General features: G+C 69.6%; 13 protein-coding genes and 4 tRNA genes. 9 read left to right on the plus strand and 8 right to left on the minus strand.

The window, feature by feature from the left end:
• The 3 genes from ACIBAF_RS40375 to ACIBAF_RS40385 form a co-directional block, all read right to left on the minus strand.
• On the minus strand, positions 1-1,727 hold a 1,727-nt coding region (locus tag ACIBAF_RS40375; protein WP_399470229.1), incomplete at its 3' end, for a DEAD/DEAH box helicase.
• Positions 1,728-2,031: 304 nt separating this feature from the next.
• A complete protein-coding gene (locus tag ACIBAF_RS40380; protein ID WP_399470231.1) occupies positions 2,032-2,595 on the minus strand; it encodes a hypothetical protein in 564 nt (187 codons plus the stop codon).
• Positions 2,596-2,690: 95 nt separating this feature from the next.
• Positions 2,691-3,041 (minus strand): metallopeptidase family protein, encoded by a 351-nt coding sequence (locus ACIBAF_RS40385; protein ID WP_319344080.1) that lies wholly within the window; start codon positions 3,039-3,041, stop codon positions 2,691-2,693.
• 85 nt (positions 3,042-3,126) lie between these two features.
• Between ACIBAF_RS40385 and ACIBAF_RS40390 the strand changes: the two genes are divergently transcribed.
• From ACIBAF_RS40390 to ACIBAF_RS40420, 7 genes are all read left to right on the plus strand, one after another.
• A complete protein-coding gene (locus ACIBAF_RS40390) occupies positions 3,127-4,755 on the plus strand; it encodes a metallophosphoesterase (RefSeq protein WP_399470233.1) in 1,629 nt (542 codons plus the stop codon).
• Positions 4,756-4,835: 80 nt separating this feature from the next.
• Positions 4,836-4,908: transfer RNA gene (locus ACIBAF_RS40395), tRNA-Glu, on the plus strand.
• A gap of 38 nt (positions 4,909-4,946) precedes the next feature.
• Positions 4,947-5,021: transfer RNA gene (locus tag ACIBAF_RS40400), tRNA-Asp, on the plus strand.
• A 24-nt stretch (positions 5,022-5,045) separates the two neighbouring features.
• Positions 5,046-5,119: transfer RNA gene (locus tag ACIBAF_RS40405), tRNA-Phe, on the plus strand.
• Positions 5,120-5,235: 116 nt separating this feature from the next.
• Positions 5,236-9,243 carry an ATP-dependent RNA helicase HrpA gene (gene hrpA / locus ACIBAF_RS40410; RefSeq protein ID WP_399470235.1) on the plus strand — a complete coding sequence of 1,336 codons (4,008 nt, stop codon included), beginning with the start codon at positions 5,236-5,238 and terminating at the stop codon, positions 9,241-9,243.
• 94 nt (positions 9,244-9,337) lie between these two features.
• Positions 9,338-9,412: transfer RNA gene (locus tag ACIBAF_RS40415), tRNA-Asp, on the plus strand.
• A 277-nt stretch (positions 9,413-9,689) separates the two neighbouring features.
• Complete coding sequence (locus ACIBAF_RS40420) at positions 9,690-9,881, plus strand: DUF6274 family protein (protein WP_399470237.1); 192 nt, start codon at positions 9,690-9,692, stop codon at positions 9,879-9,881.
• Positions 9,882-10,359: 478 nt separating this feature from the next.
• Here the strand turns inward: ACIBAF_RS40420 and bldC are convergent, their stop codons facing one another.
• Entirely contained in the window at positions 10,360-10,566 is a 207-nt protein-coding gene (gene bldC / locus ACIBAF_RS40425; RefSeq protein WP_003949541.1) for a developmental transcriptional regulator BldC, read from the minus strand.
• Positions 10,567-11,204: 638 nt separating this feature from the next.
• Positions 11,205-12,047 (minus strand): hypothetical protein, encoded by an 843-nt coding sequence (locus tag ACIBAF_RS40430; RefSeq protein WP_399470239.1) that lies wholly within the window; start codon positions 12,045-12,047, stop codon positions 11,205-11,207.
• Between the two features lie 188 nt (positions 12,048-12,235).
• Between ACIBAF_RS40430 and ACIBAF_RS40435 the strand changes: the two genes are divergently transcribed.
• Both ACIBAF_RS40435 and ACIBAF_RS40440 read left to right on the plus strand, forming a co-directional pair.
• Positions 12,236-13,339 carry a Leu/Phe/Val dehydrogenase gene (locus ACIBAF_RS40435; protein WP_399470241.1) on the plus strand — a complete coding sequence of 368 codons (1,104 nt, stop codon included), beginning with the start codon at positions 12,236-12,238 and terminating at the stop codon, positions 13,337-13,339.
• Between the two features lie 310 nt (positions 13,340-13,649).
• Positions 13,650-13,913, plus strand: a complete 264-nt coding sequence (locus ACIBAF_RS40440) for a DUF3073 domain-containing protein (RefSeq protein WP_319344069.1) — start codon at positions 13,650-13,652, stop codon at positions 13,911-13,913.
• 90 nt (positions 13,914-14,003) lie between these two features.
• On the opposite strand, the gene purM is transcribed toward ACIBAF_RS40440, so the two are convergent.
• The 3 genes from purM to ACIBAF_RS40455 form a co-directional block, all read right to left on the minus strand.
• Positions 14,004-15,071: a phosphoribosylformylglycinamidine cyclo-ligase gene (purM, locus tag ACIBAF_RS40445; RefSeq protein WP_399470245.1), complete on the minus strand. Its 1,068-nt coding sequence runs from the start codon at positions 15,069-15,071 to the stop codon at positions 14,004-14,006.
• Between the two features lie 54 nt (positions 15,072-15,125).
• On the minus strand, positions 15,126-16,652 hold the full coding sequence (gene purF, locus ACIBAF_RS40450) for an amidophosphoribosyltransferase (RefSeq protein ID WP_399470248.1): 1,527 nt from the start codon (positions 16,650-16,652) through the stop codon (positions 15,126-15,128).
• 232 nt (positions 16,653-16,884) lie between these two features.
• The gene (locus ACIBAF_RS40455; RefSeq protein WP_399470250.1) at positions 16,885-17,349 is read right to left on the minus strand and encodes an META domain-containing protein; all 465 of its coding nucleotides are present in this window, start codon (positions 17,347-17,349) and stop codon (positions 16,885-16,887) included.
• Positions 17,350-17,429: the final 80 nt, after the last annotated feature.

A 17,429-nucleotide genomic window follows, 5' to 3' on the forward strand; every position in this document is an offset into this window, starting at 1 on the left:
TCGCGGTTGAAGCCGCCACCCCGGTTGTCACGGTCACGGTCGCGGTTGAAGCCGCCCCGGTCGTCACGACGCTCGAACGAACGGCCACCGCGGTCGTCACGACGGTCGCGGCGCTCGTACGACGACGTCGACGCCGGACGCTCCTCACGCACCGGCCGGTCGAAGTCGCGCGCGACCGGCTGCTCCGGCACGGAGGCCTCGACGACGGCCTCGGCCGCCTCGACCGCCTCCGTCACCACCGCCGCCTGCGCCTCGGCCACCGCGGCCTGCGGGTCCTCGCCGCGCTCACGCGCCACGCGGGCCACCAGACGGTCGGCCTCGTCGCGCAGCTCGGTCGCCCGGCGCTGCGCGCGCTCCAGTTCCTTGGTGAGCTCGGAGACCTCACGCTCGGCCTGCTGCGCCGCGTTGCCCGCGGACTCGGCCTGGACCTCCGTCATCGACCGGGCGCCGGTGATCTCGGCGACCTCCGGGTCGAAGGCGGCGCCGCCCTGGATGATGTGACGCCCGGCGTCGACGCCCGCGTCCTCCATCAGACGGAAGATCTGACGGCGCTGGTGCGGCAGCGAGAGCGACACGACCGTGCCGGTGCGGCCGGCGCGCGCCGTACGGCCCGCGCGGTGCAGGTAGTCCTTGTGGTCGCCGGCCGGGTCCACGTTCAGGACCAGGTCGATGCCGTCGACGTGGATGCCGCGGGCGGCGACGTCGGTCGCGACGAGCGCGTTGACGTAACCGTCCTTGAAGTCGGCCAGGGTGCGGGTGCGCGCGCCCTGGGTCATGCCGCCGTGCAGCGCGTCCGCCTTCACACCGGAGTCGCGCAGCTGCTCGGCGATACGGTCGGCGCCGAGCTGGGTGCGGACGAAGATGATGGTGCGGCCCTTGCGGGAGGCGATCGCGGCGGTGACCGGCGCCTTGTCCTTGGGCTTCACGATCAGGATGTGGTGCGACATGGTCGTGACGTTGCCCTGGGCGCTGTCGACCTCGTGCGTGACCGGGTTGCTCAGGTAGCGCTTGACCAGCGTGGAGATCTCGTTCTCCATCGTGGCCGAGAACAGCATGCGCTGGCCGCCGGCCGGGACCTGGTCGAGCAGCTCGGTGACCTCGGGCAGGAAGCCCAGGTCGGACATCTGGTCGGCCTCGTCGAGGACGGCGATCTGCACGTTCTCGAGGGAGCAGGCGCCGCGGTTGATGATGTCGCGCAGCCGGCCCGGGGTGGCGACGAGGATGTCGACGCCTCGCTCCAGGGCGTAGATCTGGTTGCTCATCGACGTACCGCCGCAGACGACCTTCATCTTCAGGCCGAGGACGTCGCCGTAGGGCTGGAGCGCGTCCGCGACCTGCATCGCCAGCTCACGCGTCGGCGTGAGGATGACGGCGCGCGGCTTGCGCTTCTCGGTGTGCCCGCCGGCCAGCGTGGCCAGGGTCGGCAGACCGAAGGAGAGGGTCTTGCCGGAGCCGGTGCGGCCACGGCCGAGGATGTCCTTGCCGGCCAGGGCGTCCGGGATGGTCGCGGCCTGGATCGGGAAGGGGGTGGTCACGCCGTTCTGCGCGAGCTTGCGCACGACGCCCTCGGGGAGCCCGAGGTCGGCGAAGGTCGGCTCGGGGGACTCGGCGGAGACGTCGACGGAAGCCTCTGCGGCTTCGGTCACGACGACCGCGGTCTCGGTGAGCTCGATCGCCTCGTCGTTGCTCTCGGGCACGACGGCGTGATCAGTACTGGAAATGGACATGCGAATGCGAAACCTTCCGGAGTCTCGTCGGCACGCGCCCGTCAACTCCGTGTTCGCATTGCATTACGACCGCCTCTATGCGGTCCGCCACGGCTGGGGAGAGTACGCGCCACACGGCGCGCTCTGCGGTGGCGCCGGGCAAATGGGATCAAACGATCTACTACCATACGCACCCTTGCCTCCGAAGGCAAACTGAGCTCCATCACCGCAGCTCAGCAGCCATCCGGGTCCTGCACCCTGCCGTTCCGAGGCCCTGCCCCGAGTCGGCCTAAGGTCCTGTCCTGGATCGGCCAAGGGTCCTGTCCTAGGCCGGCGAACCCGCCTCGGGAGCCGCTTCCGGCGCCGCCTCCGGCGCGGGCTCCCGCTCCGCCAGCTGCGGCGCCGGCCCCCCGCCCTCCTCGTGCGCCGAGGCCGACGGCTCGGCCACCGTCGGCTCGGGCGACGGCGGCGGAGGCTCCGGCGACGGCACGGGCGGCTCCGGGTCCGGCGAACGCGTGGGCGCCGTCGGCTGCGCCTTGGTCGGCGTCGGCGCCCCCGGCTTCTCACTCGGCCCAGGCCGCACCGCCCCCGCCGAGGCCGGCGCGCTCACACCCGCCGACGGCGCGGCCGAGGCGGACGCCGACGCGCTCGCCCTGCCCTTGTCGCCCTTCCCGTGCCCATGCCTGCCGCCACCGCCCGCAGCACCCAGCCCGGACCCGCCGCCCGCCCCCGCCGAACCCCCGTCCGGCGCCTCACCGCCGTGCTGCCCCGCCGAATGCGAGGGTTTGGCCCGGCCGCCCTCCTCGTCCCCCACGCTCATACAGCCGGCGGCCGCGGCGACGACCAGCGCCGTCACGGCCAGACGAACGGGTACGTACAAGGGGCGCACGGGGCCACCTCCGCGGCAGGCGTAAGAGTCGACGTGCCCAACTCCCGCCGCCCACAAGAAGACACGCGCGGGACCCGCACCCCCTGCCGGACGGCTCAGCCGTAGCCGAGAGCGTGCAGCCGCGCGTCGTCGATGCCGAAGTGGTGGGCGATCTCGTGCACCACCGTGACCTCGGTCTCCGCGACGACCTCCTCCCGCGACGCGCACATCCGCAGGGTCGGCCCCCGGTAGATCGTGATCCGGTCGGGCAGCACCCCGGCGTACCACTCCCCGCGATCCGTCAGCGGAGTCCCCTCGTACAGCCCGAGCAGCTCCGGGTCCTCCGCCGGCGGCTCGTCCTCGACGAACACCGCGACGTTGTCCATCAGCCGCGTCAACTCCGGCGGAATCCGGTCCAGCGCCTCGGCGACCAGTTCCTCGAACTCCTCGCGCGTCATCTCCAGCACAGGCCCCATTGTCCGGTACTACCCCGCCGTACGGAGGGCGCGAACCGTCCGCATACCAGCGCCCGGACCGGGGCATACGGCACCAATGGCCCGCGTCCGCGTCCCCGCCGCAGCCCTGAACCGCCTCAAGCCCGCCCAGCGCAGGAACCGCAAGAACCGCAGGAACCCCACTCTGGAACTCGCCGCCCGCCCCAACCCCTGGTCCCGCGCCCTCGGCCTGACCGGCGTCGTCCTCGTCGGGGCCTGGCTCGGCCTGCTGATCGTCGGCAACGTCCGCGTCCCCGTCGGCCCCATGAACACGACCATGACCCTGCGCCCGTCCGTCTCCGGCGGCACGAAGATCAATGTCTCCCCGCTCGGCGCGCTCTCCCTGGACAGCCACCACGCCCCCCTCCGCCTCGACGTGAACGTCGACCAGCTCGACCCCGTCCGCTCCCAGGCCCTCGTCGACCATCCCGAGCGCCTTTCCGGCCTCCAGGACGAGGTCGCCCACGACGTCGAACACGGCACCCTCGACCTCGCCGTCCGGTCCTGCGTCGCCGTCGTGTCCGGCGCCACCGCGCTCGGCCTCGCCGTCTACCGCCGCCCCCGCCGCGCCCTCGCCGCCGGAGGCCTCGCCTTCACCCTTCTGGCCGCCTCGGGCGCGACCGCGTACGCCACCTGGAACCCCAACTCGGTGCTGGAGCCGCGGTTCTCGGGCCTGCTGTCCTCCGCGCCCTCCCTCGTCGGCAACGCGCGCAGCATCGTCACCGAGTTCGACGTCTACCAGCAGGAACTCGCCCGCCTGGTCACCAACGTGACCAAGCTCTACGACGTCACCTCCACGCTCCCCGCCTACCAGCCGGACCCGACGACCGTCCGCGTCCTGCACGTCTCGGACATCCACCTCAACCCCGCGAGCTGGAAGATCATCGCCTCGCTCGTCGAGCAGTACAAGGTCAACGTGATCGTCGACTCCGGCGACACCATGGACCACGGCACGGCCGCCGAGAACGGCTTCCTGGACCCCATCGCCACCCTGGGCGCGCCGTACGTCTGGGTCAGGGGCAACCACGACTCCCTCCTCACCCAGCGCTACCTGCAGGGCATGAAGAACGTGCACGTCCTCGACGACGGCCGCGCGATCAACGTCGCCGGACTGCGCTTCGCCGGCATCGGCGACCCCCAGTTCACCCCCGACCGCTCCACCGTGCCGGGCGCCGAACAGACGCAGGAGGCGGCCGGCGCGCGGCTCGCCCAGGCCCTGCGCGCCCAGAAGGCCGTCGGCACCCCGGCCGACGTGGCCATCGCCCACGAGCCGTCCGCCGCCCGCGGCACGGACGGCGAGGTGCCCCTCGTCCTGGCCGGCCATCTCCACCACGAGCAGACGGAGGTCATGAAGAAGGGCACCCGGCTGCGCGTCGAAGGCTCGACCGGCGGCAGCGGCCTGCGGGCCGTCGAGGGCAAGTACCCCGACCCCATCGAGGCGTCGATCCTCTACTTCGACCGCGACACCCGCCGCCTCCAGGCGTGGGACGAGATCAAACTCGGCGGCCTGGGTCTGACGACGGCCGAGGTCAGCCGCCACCTCCCGAAGGAGAACCAGCCCGGTGCCGCCCCGTCCCCCAGCCCCTCCCCCACTCCCTCGCCCGCCCCACCCCTCACCCCGTCGGGAACCGCCCCCGAATCCGCCCCCACAACGCCCTCCCGGACCCCCTCCAGGACGGCCCCGTAAACCGTTTTGGCGATACCCGCCGCCATCCCATATGCTCATGACGTCCCCGACGCGCTGAGAAGCGCCCAGGCGGGCCGATAGCCCTCATCGTCTAGCGGCCTAGGACGCCGCCCTTTCAAGGCGGTAGCACGGGTTCGAATCCCGTTGGGGGCACGCAACACCGTGTGCGACACTGTCGTACGCAACAGCTTGGTCCTGTGGAGCAGTTTGGAGTGCTCGCCACCCTGTCAAGGTGGAGGCCGCGGGTTCAAATCCCGTCAGGACCGCTGAGGTTTCACGTGAAACCTCGTGGCTGGGTAGCTCAGTTGGTACGAGCGATCGCCTGAAAAGCGATAGGTCGCCGGTTCGACCCCGGCCCCAGCCACAAGGACGAGAACCCCCTCCGGGCAGCCGGAGGGGGTTTTCGGCGCTCCGCGTCAGGCGAGGCGACCCCAAAAGCGCTCGCCCAGTCTTTCGCCAAGATGAGATCCTGGATCGCGTATGTCTACGCACCCCGCCCCCGGCGCCTCCGCTCCGGGTACTCCCGCCCTCGGTACTCCCGCCCTCGGTACTCTCGCTCCCCGCCTGGCCGAGCTGTCCCTGCGCGACGCGCACCGGCTCGGGCGCAGGCTCGAAGGAGCGCGCCGGATCCGCAAGCCGGAGGCCCGTGCCGCCGTCCTCGCCGAGATCGAGGCGGAGGTCGCGCAGGTCGAGGAGCGGATGGCGCTGCGGCGCGGCCGTGTGCCGGCCGTGTCGTATCCCGAGCAGCTTCCGGTCAGCCAGAAGAAGGACGACATCGCGGCCGCCATCCGTGATCACCAGGTCGTGATCGTCGCCGGTGAGACCGGGTCCGGCAAGACGACCCAGATCCCCAAGATCTGTCTTGAGCTGGGGCGCGGCGTCCGCGGCATGATCGGGCACACCCAGCCCCGTCGTATCGCCGCCCGTACGGTCGCCGAGCGCGTCGCGGAGGAGCTCAGGACGCCGCTGGGTGAGGCCGTCGGCTGGAAGGTGCGGTTCACCGACCAGGTGAACCCGGACGCCACCTTCGTGAAGCTGATGACGGACGGCATCCTCCTCGCGGAGATCCAGACCGACCGTGAGCTGCGCGCCTACGACACGATCATCATCGACGAGGCCCACGAGCGGTCCCTCAACATCGACTTCCTGCTGGGCTACCTCGCCCAGCTGCTGCCCCGCCGTCCGGATCTCAAGGTCGTCATCACGTCCGCGACCATCGACCCGGAGCGTTTCTCCCGGCACTTCGGCGACGCCCCGATCGTCGAGGTCAGCGGGCGCACCTACCCGGTGGAGGTGCGTTACCGGCCGCTCCTCGAAGAGGACTCCGAGGACGCCGACCGCGACCAGATCACCGCCATCTGCGACGCGGTCGAGGAGCTCCAGGCGGAGGGGAAGGGCGACATCCTCGTCTTCCTCTCCGGTGAGCGGGAGATCCGCGACACCGCCGACGCGCTGGAGAAGAAGAAATACCCCCGCGCCGGAGGCGCTAATTGGCAGGGCACCGAAGTCCTGCCGCTCTACGCCCGGCTCTCGCATGCCGAGCAGCATCGGGTATTCCAGCCGCACACGGGTCGCAGGATCGTTCTGGCGACGAACGTGGCCGAGACATCGCTGACCGTCCCGGGCATCAAGTACGTCATCGACCCCGGCTTCGCCCGCATCAGCCGCTACAGCCACCGCACCAAGGTCCAGCGGCTGCCGATCGAGCCGATCTCGCAGGCCAGCGCCAACCAGCGCAAGGGCCGCTGCGGCCGTACCAGCGACGGCGTCTGCATCCGGCTGTACGACGAGGACGACTTCCTGGCCCGTCCGGAGTTCACGGACGCGGAGATCCTCCGTACGAACCTGGCGAGCGTCATCCTGCAGATGACCGCGGCCGGCCTCGGCGAGATCGAGAAGTTCCCGTTCATCGACCCGCCGGACCACCGCAACATCCGTGACGGCGTTCAGCTGCTCCAGGAGCTGGGGGCGCTCGACCCGGCCCAGAAGGACCCGCGCAAGCGACTGACGCAGACCGGGCGCAAGCTGGCCCAGCTGCCCGTCGATCCGCGCCTGGCCCGGATGGTCCTGGAGGCCGACAAGAACGGCTGCGTGCGCGAGGTCATGGTCATAGCCGCCGCGCTGTCCATCCAGGATCCGCGCGAGCGCCCTGCCGACAAGCAGACCCAGGCCGACCAGCAGCACGCCCGCTTCAAGGACGAGACCAGCGACTTCCTCGCCTATCTCAACCTGTGGCGGTACGTCCGCGAGCAGCAGAAGGAGCGCGGCTCCTCCTCCTTCCGGCGGATGTGCAAGCAGGAGTACCTGAACTTCCTGCGCATCCGTGAGTGGCAGGACATCTACACGCAGCTGCGCACGGTCGCCAAGCAGATGGGGATCCATCTGAACGAGGAGGACGCGGCCGAGCAGAACGTGCACGTCTCCCTCCTCGCCGGTCTGCTCTCGCACATCGGCATGAAGGACGTGAAGGACGGCAACAAGAACGAGTACCTGGGCGCGCGGAACGCCAAGTTCGCGATCTTCCCGGGTTCGGCCCTGTTCAAGAAGCAGCCGCGCTTCGTGATGTCCGCCGAGCTGGTGGAGACGAGCCGGCTGTGGGCCCGCGTCAACGCGAAGATCGAGCCGGAGTGGGTCGAGCCGCTCGCCGGGCATCTCCTGAAGCGGACGTACAGCGAGCCGCGCTGGGAGAAGGACCAGGCGGCCGTGATGGCAGACGAGAAGGTCACGCTGTACGGCGTGCCGATCATCGCCCAGCGGAAGGTCAACTACGGTCGGATCGACCCGGAGACCTCCCGCGAGCTGTTCATCCGCAACGCGCTCGTCGAGGGCGACTGGCGCACGCACCACAAGTTCTTCGCCGACAACCGCCGGCTCCTCAGCGAGGTCGAGGAGCTGGAGCACCGGGCCCGGCGCCGGGACATCGTCGTCGACGACGACACGCTGTTCGACTTCTACGAGCAGCGGGTGCCCGAACACGTGGTGTCCGGCGCGCACTTCGACTCGTGGTGGAAGCACAAGCGGCACGAGCAGCCCGATTTCCTGGACTTCGAGCGGGAGATGCTCATCCGGGAGTCGGCGGAGGCGGTCACGAAGGCCGACTATCCGGACTCATGGCGGCAGGGTCCGCTGAAGTTCCGGGTGACGTACCAGTTCGAACCGGGTGCGGACGCCGACGGCGTGACGGTCCACATCCCGCTCCAAGTCCTCAACCAGGTGACGGACGACGGTTTCGACTGGCAGATCCCCGGCCTGCGCGAGGAGGTCGTCACGGAGCTGATCCGTTCCCTCCCGAAGCCGATCCGCCGCAACTACGTGCCGGCGCCGAACTTCGCGCAGCGTTTCCTGGACCAGGCAGTGCCTCTCCAGGAGCCGCTCACCACGGCGATGGCCCGCGACCTGAAGCGCATGGTCGGCGTTCCGTTCGAGGCGGAGGACTTCGACTGGTCGCGACTCCCCGACCATCTGAAGATCACCTTCCGGATCGTCGACGAGCGGCGGCGCAAGCTGGCCGAGGACAAGGACCTGGAGTCTCTGAAGCTCCGGCTGAAGCCGAAGGCGAGGCAGGCGATCTCGCAGGCGGCCGCGGCCACCGCCGAACGGCAGGGCGGCGAGTCCCTGGAGCGTTCGGGTCTGACGGACTGGACGATCGGCGCGCTCACCCGTGTCTTCGAAACCCGCCGCGCCGGTCAGCCGGTGAAGGCGTACCCGGCGCTGGTCGACGACGGCGACACGGTCTCCGTACGCCTCTTCGACACGGAGGCGGAGCAGACGGAGGCGATGTGGAAGGGCACGCGTCGGCTGATCCTGCGCAACATCCCAGTGAATCCAGCAAAGTTCGCATCCGAGAAGTTGACGAACGCCCAGAAGCTCGCGCTGTCCGCGAATCCGCACGGTTCCATCCAGGGGCTGTTCGACGACTGCGCGATGGCGGCCGCGGACCGGCTGATCGCCGACTTCGGCGGGCCCGCGTGGGACGAGGAGTCGTACCGGAAGCTGTACGACAAGGTGCGCGCGGAGATCGTCGACACGACGGTCCGTACGGTCGGACAGGTGCAGCAGGTCCTGGCCGCCTGGCAGGCCTGTGAGCGCCGTCTGAAGGGCGTGCGCAGCCCCGTGCTGCTGGCCAACCTGACGGACGTGCGGAGGCAGCTGGACGCCCTCGTGAAGCCCGGGTTCGTGACGTGGGCGGGCCTGCGCCGGCTCCCCGACCTGATGCGCTACCTGGTGGCCGTGGACCGGCGCCTGCAGCAGATGCCGACCGGCGTGCAGCGGGACACCAGCCGCATGGAGAAGGTCCACGAGATGCAGGACGAGTACGCCTGGCTGCTGGAACAGCTTCCGCAGGGCCGGCCGGTCCCCTCCTCGGTGCTGGACATCCGCTGGATGATCGAGGAGCTCCGGGTCAGCTACTTCGCCCACGCGCTGGGCACGGCGTACCCCGTCTCGGACAAGCGGATCGTGAAGGCGATCGACGCGGCCGCACCGTAACGGCTCCCGTACTCAGGGTGAGTTCGACCAGCGGGCTCACCCTCCTGTACAGTCCTTCTCGCAGCGCAACGCAACATCAAGTGCCGCAAAACCTGGTCCTGTGGAGCAGTTTGGAGTGCTCGCCACCCTGTCAAGGTGGAGGCCGCGGGTTCAAATCCCGTCAGGACCGCAGTGAACAACGAAGGCCCGCATCCCCCACCGGGAAGCGGGCCTTCTTCACGCCCACGACCCCATCAACCCGCCCGCCACCCCGCCAAGGCGGAGGCCGCGCCCGCGGCGCAGCCGCAATCGGGCACAGCAAATCCCGTCAGGACCGCAGTAAGAGAGAGCCCGGATCTTTGGATCCGGGCTCTCTCGCGTTCTCCGCCGCGCCCTTGACGGCGCCACGTGCGGCCGGTACCCAGATCTCAGGGCCCGTTCCCGCGTGGCCCCCATGGAGGTGGGGTATGGCGGCATCGGTCAGGCACGAGACGCGGGCGCTGCTCCGCGCGCATCTGTCGGCCGCGTCGTCCTACGGGCATCTGACCCGCCACTGCCCGATCTGCCACCGCTTACAGCGGCTGGCGATGGACGGCGCCCCACGGGGTGCACAGGCCCCCGAGGGGGCCGTCGAGGGCGACCGCCCCTCCACGGCGTGACCGCCCCTCCACGGCGTGACCGCCGCCCTGTGACCGACCGGCCGCCCCGCCCAACCCCCTTTAGCGCACATGAGTCAGAGGCAACAAGACCCCTGACGTGTGACGGGTGTCACCGCATGAGTTTTGAAAACGTGGGTTCTTACCCGTCTCCTACAACTGGTCAATTTTATATGTGCAATTGCACCACTCGGGAGGATGTCCGGAGGAAGTCCGAAGGATGCCCCCAGGAACCCTCCCAGAGCCTCCCCAGAGTCCGACAAGGTCGCTCACAGAGCCACCTGATTCGACCCGCCGAGCGGGCTTGAGCCGCCTCAAGCGCACAAAAAAGACCGCGCTGGACTCGGCGGAGTCCAGCGCGATCGACGACGTTCCCAGTGGGCGAGGGGCCTGTTGGGGCAGGACCCACGTCGCTTGGAGCTGCGTATCGGGCGTCCGACCAGGTTGGGGGACCTGACGTGTTGCCCGGTTATTCAGTTGTTCAGGCCTCGCTACGCTGCTGCGGGATGCCCGCAAGCAGTGCGCGGACCTCGGCCTCGCGATAACGGCGGTGTCCGCCGAGCGTACGAATCGATGTGAGCTTGCCGGCCTTCGCCCACCGCGTGACCGTCTTCGGGTCCACGCGGAACATGGTGGCGACCTCAGCCGGGGTCAGCAGCGGCTCAGCATCAGGGGTGCGAGCGGTCATGAGCGGCCTCCTCGGGAGAACCGAACCTTCTCGGTTCTTTCCTCTAAATTCTGCACCTTGACCCGCGTTGCCCGAAATGGCGGACGCGAGTCGAGTCGGTTATAGGACGAACGGCTTGTCCTCGGCACTACAACTACACCATCTGTCCAGCCGCGTCGGCCAAACCGATGGAATTGCCCCCCAGGTGTTCATCGGCGACGGAAGCCGATGGACCATGCCATAGCGGACAGTCACGCCACTGTGACGATCAGTCACAGGGGCGATCAGGAGTCACCAGACCCCCCAAAGAGCATGCAATGCTGAGATTTCCCCCCACAGTGGAGCATAAGTAGGCGGAGGAGCCCTCCCCGGACTCCTTGTCCTATTTTGGCACGAGGAGGGGCAAGCGGCGCAAGGGCCGTGTACGTGCGGTCCGTCACCCTTGCGACAAAAGCCCGGATCGGGACCTACGTCCCGTCAGTTCCGTGAAGTGCGGTTGACGGTACGCTGTCCGACCGCTTCACGGCCGTGACGTACGTCACTTATGAAAGCGCTGTCTCGCCTGTCACATCGTCAGTTCACAGCGGCCGCAGGTCAAAGCGGAGGCTCAGCTCGGTTCGCAGGGCTCAGTTCTCGGGGTACGGGACGTGGTGATCGACTCAGTTCGCGGAGCGCCGGTCCCGTACGGACCGCCACCGCTCCACGAGCCGCGCGTACGCCTCGCCGGCCGCCGCGCCGTCCCCGACCCGCAGCGCCTCGATGCCCTCGGCCACGTCCTTCGCCGAGTGGTCGTCCTCCAGCTCGCCGGCCGGCAGCACGTGCACCAGGCCGCCGTAGTCCAGTTCCACCAGCGAACGCGGGTGGAACTCCTCCAGCCAGCGCCCCACGTCCAGCAGGCCGTCGATCAGCGGCCCCTCGTCCATGGCGTCCTTCAGCGTGCGCAGCGACCGGGCCACCCGGCGGCGCGCCTGCACCATCGGCGTGCGGTAGCGCAGCACAGGGGCCACCTCCGCCGTCCCCTTGTCGTACTCCCGCTCCTCGTCGGAGACGAGGACGAACCAGTTGAGCGGCACCTGCCAGGCGGCCGTACGGATCCACGGGCGGGCGTCGGGGTTGCGTTCCAGCCACCGCTCGTGGTCCTTGGCCGCCTGCAGCCGGACGACCTCGGGGAGGGCCGCCTCCAGGACCGGCCTGGGCAGCTCCTCGTCCAGCTCGTCCAGGGCCAGCCAGCCGCGCAGCCGGGTGCGCCAGGGGCAGACGCAGAGCACGCCGTCCACCTCGGTCACGAACGCGTCGCCGCTCTCCTGCACCGGCACCGCGACCGGCGGGGTGGGCAGCAGGTCGGCCAGCGCGCGGCGCAGCTCGTCCTGGTAGGAGGGGAGCTCGGGGCGGCGGGCGTAGTTCGCCCAGTGGGTGCGCTCGGGCTCGGGGAAGGCGGCCAGCGGCTCGTACACGCGCAGATAGACCGCGTACGGAACGATCACCGAGGACACCTTGGGCACGCCTGCTCCCTCCCCCTTCGGCCGACAAGGAAACCCTGCAAATCGTCGCACGGCGGTACTCCGCGAGAAGGTGATCCCCGACACTGCGAGATCGGCAGGCCACCCAGGCTCTACGCTCGGACCACAGGCCCCGCCACCCTTACGGTGCCTTCGCCCCGACCGCCGCTAGTTACCCGGGAGTCACTACAGTGACCGACGTATCCGGCGCACCTGCTGACGTACTGCACACCCTGTTCCACTCGGATCAGGGGGGCCATGAGCAGGTCGTGCTCTGCCAGGACCGCGCCAGTGGCCTCAAGGCCGTCATCGCGCTCCACTCCACCGCTCTGGGCCCTGCCCTCGGCGGTACCCGCTTCTATCCGTACGCGACCGAGGCGGAGGCCGTCGCCGACGCGCTGAACCTCGCGCGCGGGATGTCGTACAAGAACGCCATGGCCGGTCTGGACCACGGCGGCGGCAAGGCCGTGATCATCGGCGATCCCGACACGATCAAGACCGAAGCGCTGCTGCTCGCGTACGGCCGTTTCGTGGCCTCGCTCGGCGGGCGGTACGTGACCGCCTGCGACGTCGGCACCTACGTGGCCGACATGGACGTCGTGGCGCGCGAGTGCCGCTGGACGACCGGCCGCTCGCCGGAGAACGGCGGCGCCGGAGACTCGTCCGTGCTGACGGCCTTCGGCGTCTACCAGGGCATGCGGGCCTCCGCCCAGCACCTGTGGGGCGACCCGTCGCTGCGGGGCCGCAAGGTCGGCATCGCGGGCGTCGGCAAGGTCGGCCACCACCTCGTGGAGCACCTGCGCAGCGAGGGCGCGGAGGTCGTGATCACGGACGTCCGCGAGGACGCCGTGCGCCGGATCCTCGACCGGCACCCGCAGGGGGTGACGGCGGTCGCCGACACCGCGGCGCTGATCCGCGTCGAGGGGCTCGACATCTACGCCCCCTGCGCGCTCGGCGGGGCGCTCGACGACGTCTCGGTGCCCGTGCTGACCGCCCGTATCGTCTGCGGTGCGGCCAACAACCAGCTCGCCCACCCGGGCGTGGAGAAGGACCTCGCCGACCGCGGGATCCTCTACGCGCCGGACTACGTGGTGAACGCCGGCGGGGTCATCCAGGTCGCCGACGAGCTGCACGGGTTCGACTTCGAGCGGTGCAGGGCGAAGGCGGCGAAGATCTTCGACACCACGCTGGGCATCTTCGCACGTGCGAAGGAGGACGGTATTCCGCCGGCCGCGGCGGCCGACCGGATCGCCGAGCAGCGGATGCACGAGGCGGCCCAGGCACGCGGCTGGTGACGTTCCGGTAGGGCTCCATGGGGACCCGTCCGAGGGTTTCGGCGGTACCGGCCGGTGGAAAGTTAGAGAGAACTCTCACTCTTCCCGGCGGGTCGGCCGCCGATAAGTGGTTAAAATCGCCACTGACCAGCGAGGACGGGTCGCCTGAAAGGTGCTGTGCAGACGCGCGTGCTACGGGCGACGTACCGTACGGGCGTGGGCTCAGGTACCGTGGGAGCCCTACGACGGGCTCTCTATGGAGAGACCGTCCTGGATCATGAACGCGTGTCAACCTGGGGCCGTCGAGCCCCGTCGTTGAGGGGGTCGAGCCATGGGGCGCGGCCGGGCCAAGGCCAAGCAAGCGAAGGTCGCCCGCCAGCTGAAGTACAACAGCGGCGGGACGGATCTCTCACGCCTGGCCGAAGAGCTGGGCGCATCGCCATCGAACATTCCGCCGAACGGTCAACCGTTCGAGGACGATGACGATGACGATGAGCAGGACGACGACCCGTACGCACGGTACGCCGAGCTGTACGGGGCGGACGACGACGAGGATGACGGCGAGGACTCCTCGCAACACCGTCGCGGCGCTTGACCTTGTACTGAGCACCCACCCGGTCGGTGACTTCGGTCATCGACCGGGTCTTGTGCTGCCTACTCGGTCCATCCGGCCCGGCCGGTCGGCTCAGCTCGCGTAGTCGCCGACCAGGTCGGCTCCTGTGGCGTGCTCGCCGCGCTCGGTGATCTCGCCGGCGATCCAGGCGTCGACCCCGCGGTCGGCCAGCGTCGCCAGGGCCACGTCCGCCGACTCCTCGTCCACGATCGCCATCATGCCGACGCCCATGTTCAGGGTCTTCTCCAGCTCCAGGCGCTCCACGGAGCCCGTCCTGCCGACGAGGTCGAAGATCGGGTCCGGGGTCCAGGTGGAGCGGTCCACGGTCGCGTGCAGCGCGTCCGGGATCACGCGGGCCAGGTTGGCCGCGAGGCCGCCGCCGGTGATGTGCGAGAAGGCGTGCACGTCCGTCGTGCGGGTGAGGGCCAGGCAGTCCAGGGAGTAGATCTTGGTGGGCTCCAGGAGCTCCTCGCCGAGGGTGCGGCCGAGGTCGTCGATCCGCGCGTCGAGGGAGAGGCCCGCCTGGTTCAGCAGGACGTGCCGGACCAGGGAGTACCCGTTCGAGTGGAGGCCGGAGGACGCCATGGCGATCACCGCGTCACCCGTGCGGATGCGATCCGGGCCGAGCAGCCGGTCGGCCTCCACGACGCCCGTACCGGCGCCGGCGACGTCGAAGTCGTCCTCGCCGAGGAGGCCCGGGTGCTCGGCCGTCTCGCCGCCGACCAGGGCGCAGCCGGCGAGCACACAGCCCTCGGCGATGCCCTTGACGATGGCGGCGACCCGCTCGGGGTGGACCTTGCCGACGCAGATGTAGTCGGTCATGAACAGCGGCTCGGCGCCGCACACCACGATGTCGTCCATGACCATGGCGACCAGGTCGTGGCCGATGGTGTCGTACACGCCCAGCTGCCGGGCGATGTCGACCTTGGTGCCGACGCCGTCGGTGGCGGAGGCGAGCAGCGGGCGCTCGAAACGCTTGAGGGCGGAGGCGTCGAAGAGGCCGGCGAAGCCGCCGAGGCCGCCGAGGACCTCGGGGCGCTGCGTCTTCTTCACCCACTCCTTCATCAGCTCTACGGCGCGGTCGCCCGCTTCGATGTCGACGCCCGCGGCTGCGTAGCTGGCACCAGTTGTCTCAGACATGACGGTGAGAACTTTCGTGTCGTATGCAGTCGTCCTGCAGGTGATACGGGCTGCCTACGGGCGACGGATCGCGTCGGCCGCGGCCGTGGCTGCCGGACCGGCCGCCAGCTCGGTCTCCAGCAGCTGCTTGCCGAGCAGCTCCGGGTCCGGGAGCTCCATCGGGTACTCGCCGTCGAAGCAGGCGCGGCACAGGTTCGGCTTGGCGATGGTGGTCGCCTCGATCATGCCGTCGATGGAGATGTAGGCGAGGGAGTCGGCGCCGAGCGAGGTGCCGATCTCGTCGATCGTCATGCCGTTGGCGATGAGCTCCGCGCGCGTGGCGAAGTCGATGCCGAAGAAGCAGGGCCACTTCACGGGCGGCGAGGAGATCCGGATGTGGACCTCGGCCGCGCCCGCCTCGCGGAGCATGCGCACCAGGGCACGCTGGGTGTTGCCGCGGACGATCGAGTCGTCCACGACCACCAGGCGCTTGCCCTTGATGACTTCCTTCAGCGGGTTCAGCTTGAGGCGGATGCCGAGCTGGCGGATGGTCTGCGAGGGCTGGATGAAGGTCCGGCCGACGTAGGCGTTCTTCACCAGGCCCGCGCCGAAGGGGATGCCGGAGGCCTCCGCGTAGCCGATGGCGGCCGGGGTCCCGGACTCCGGGGTCGCTATGACCAGGTCGGCCTCGACGGGCGCTTCCTTGGCGAGCTTGCGGCCCATCTCCACGCGGGAGAGGTACACGTTGCGGCCGGCGATGTCGGTGTCCGGGCGGGCCAGGTACACGTACTCGAAGACACAGCCCTTGGGCTTCGCGTCCGCGAAGCGGGAGGTGCGCAGGCCGTTCTCGTCGATGGCGATGAACTCGCCGGGCTCGATCTCGCGGACGTAGGCGGCGCCGCAGATGTCCAGGGCCGCGGACTCGGAGGCGACGACCCAGCCGCGCTCCAGGCGGCCGAGGACCAGCGGGCGGATGCCCTGCGGGTCACGGGCGGCGTAGAGGGTGTGCTCGTCCATGAAGACGAGGGAGAAGGCGCCCTTGACCTGCGGGAGGATCTGGTGGGCGGCCTCCTCGATGGTCAGCGGCTTGCCGTCCTCGTCGACCTGGGCCGCGAGGAGGGCGGTCAGCAGGTCGGTGTCGTTGGTCGCCGCGACGCGCGGGGTGCGGCCTTCCTGCTTGGGCAGGTCGGCGACCATCTCGGCGAGCTGGGCGGTGTTGACGAGGTTGCCGTTGTGGCCGAGCGCGATCGAGCCGTGCGCGGTGGCGCGGAACGTCGGCTGGGCGTTCTCCCACACGGAGGCGCCGGTGGTCGAGTAGCGGGCGTGACCGACCGCGATATGACCCTGGAGCGAACCGAGCGAGGTCTCGTCGAAGACCTGGGAAACCAGCCCCATGTCCTTGAAGACGAGGATCTGGGAGCCGTTGCTGACCGCGATACCCGCGGATTCCTGGCCCCGATGCTGGAGGGCGTAGAGCCCGAAGTAAGTGAGCTTGGCGACCTCTTCACCGGGAGCCCAGACTCCGAAGACGCCGCAAGCGTCCTGGGGGCCTTTCTCGCCGGGGAGCAGATCATGACTGAGTCGACCGTCACCACGTGGCACGCCACCGAGTGTAGGCGAGGTCGTCCACTGGTCCGAATTGGGGATACTCGCCGGTAACTGGATCACTCCGGGGTGAACGCGCCCATGATCGACTTGTTCTCGCAGGTCAGACGGCAGATCTGATGATCCACTGGACGGTTGGGCGCCCCGCGCGGGCGATCCGGCGAAGTCCCGTTCCGGGTCCGTGAGTGAGGTGTCGCACATCGATGGGGCCGACGGGCACGAGCCGGTCTCATTTCCTGGTCAGCCGGACCTGGTCGCCGTCGGCCGTGGCGAGCGTCAGCGTGGCGCCCTTGACCTCGGTGGTGAGCGTGCCCTGGGCGAGGGTGCCGGCCAGCGTGCGCTCGAAGGCCATGGGCTGGTCCGTGCAGGCCATCCTGGTCGACCGGGAGTCCGTGAACCGGATGGTGTCGTTTTCGACGACGACCTTGGCGGTGAAGTTGTTGCAGCCGTAGTTGCCCGCCGCCTTGCCGTCCTCGATCTCGACGTGCGCACCGGTGGGGGCACGGTGGGTGGCGCCGTCCACGGTGACGCTGTCCACGTTCCACCGGACCCCGGTGACGGGCTGTTCGGCGCTCACCGACCCGCTGCCGGGCTGCTCGCCGCCCGCTTTCTCGCTTCCGCAGGCCGCGGCGAGCGGGACGAGGACGGCCACGGCCGTCACCATCATGCGCTGCTTGTGCCTATACGTGTACATGCAGATGTGACGGTCACCGGAGACGACCGGTTCCCCTCACGACCCCGGTGACGCCCTTCTACGACCCCAGTGACGCCCCT

Origin of the sequence: Streptomyces sp. NPDC051677, assembly GCF_044453465.1 — a bacterium.
GTDB lineage: Bacteria > Actinomycetota > Actinomycetes > Streptomycetales > Streptomycetaceae > Streptomyces.

Coding starts and splice junctions, on each gene's coding strand:
- ACIBAF_RS40420 (WP_399470237.1), top strand. CDS start 9,690: ATGGCGGCATCGGTCAGGCACGAGACGCGGGCGCTGCTCCGCGCGCAT.
- ACIBAF_RS40390 (WP_399470233.1), top strand. CDS start 3,127: ATGGCCCGCGTCCGCGTCCCCGCCGCAGCCCTGAACCGCCTCAAGCCC.
- purM (WP_399470245.1), bottom strand. CDS start 15,071: ATGTCTGAGACAACTGGTGCCAGCTACGCAGCCGCGGGCGTCGACATC.
- ACIBAF_RS40455 (WP_399470250.1), bottom strand. CDS start 17,349: ATGTACACGTATAGGCACAAGCAGCGCATGATGGTGACGGCCGTGGCC.
- ACIBAF_RS40440 (WP_319344069.1), top strand. CDS start 13,650: ATGGGGCGCGGCCGGGCCAAGGCCAAGCAAGCGAAGGTCGCCCGCCAG.
- hrpA (WP_399470235.1), top strand. CDS start 5,236: ATGTCTACGCACCCCGCCCCCGGCGCCTCCGCTCCGGGTACTCCCGCC.
- bldC (WP_003949541.1), bottom strand. CDS start 10,566: ATGACCGCTCGCACCCCTGATGCTGAGCCGCTGCTGACCCCGGCTGAG.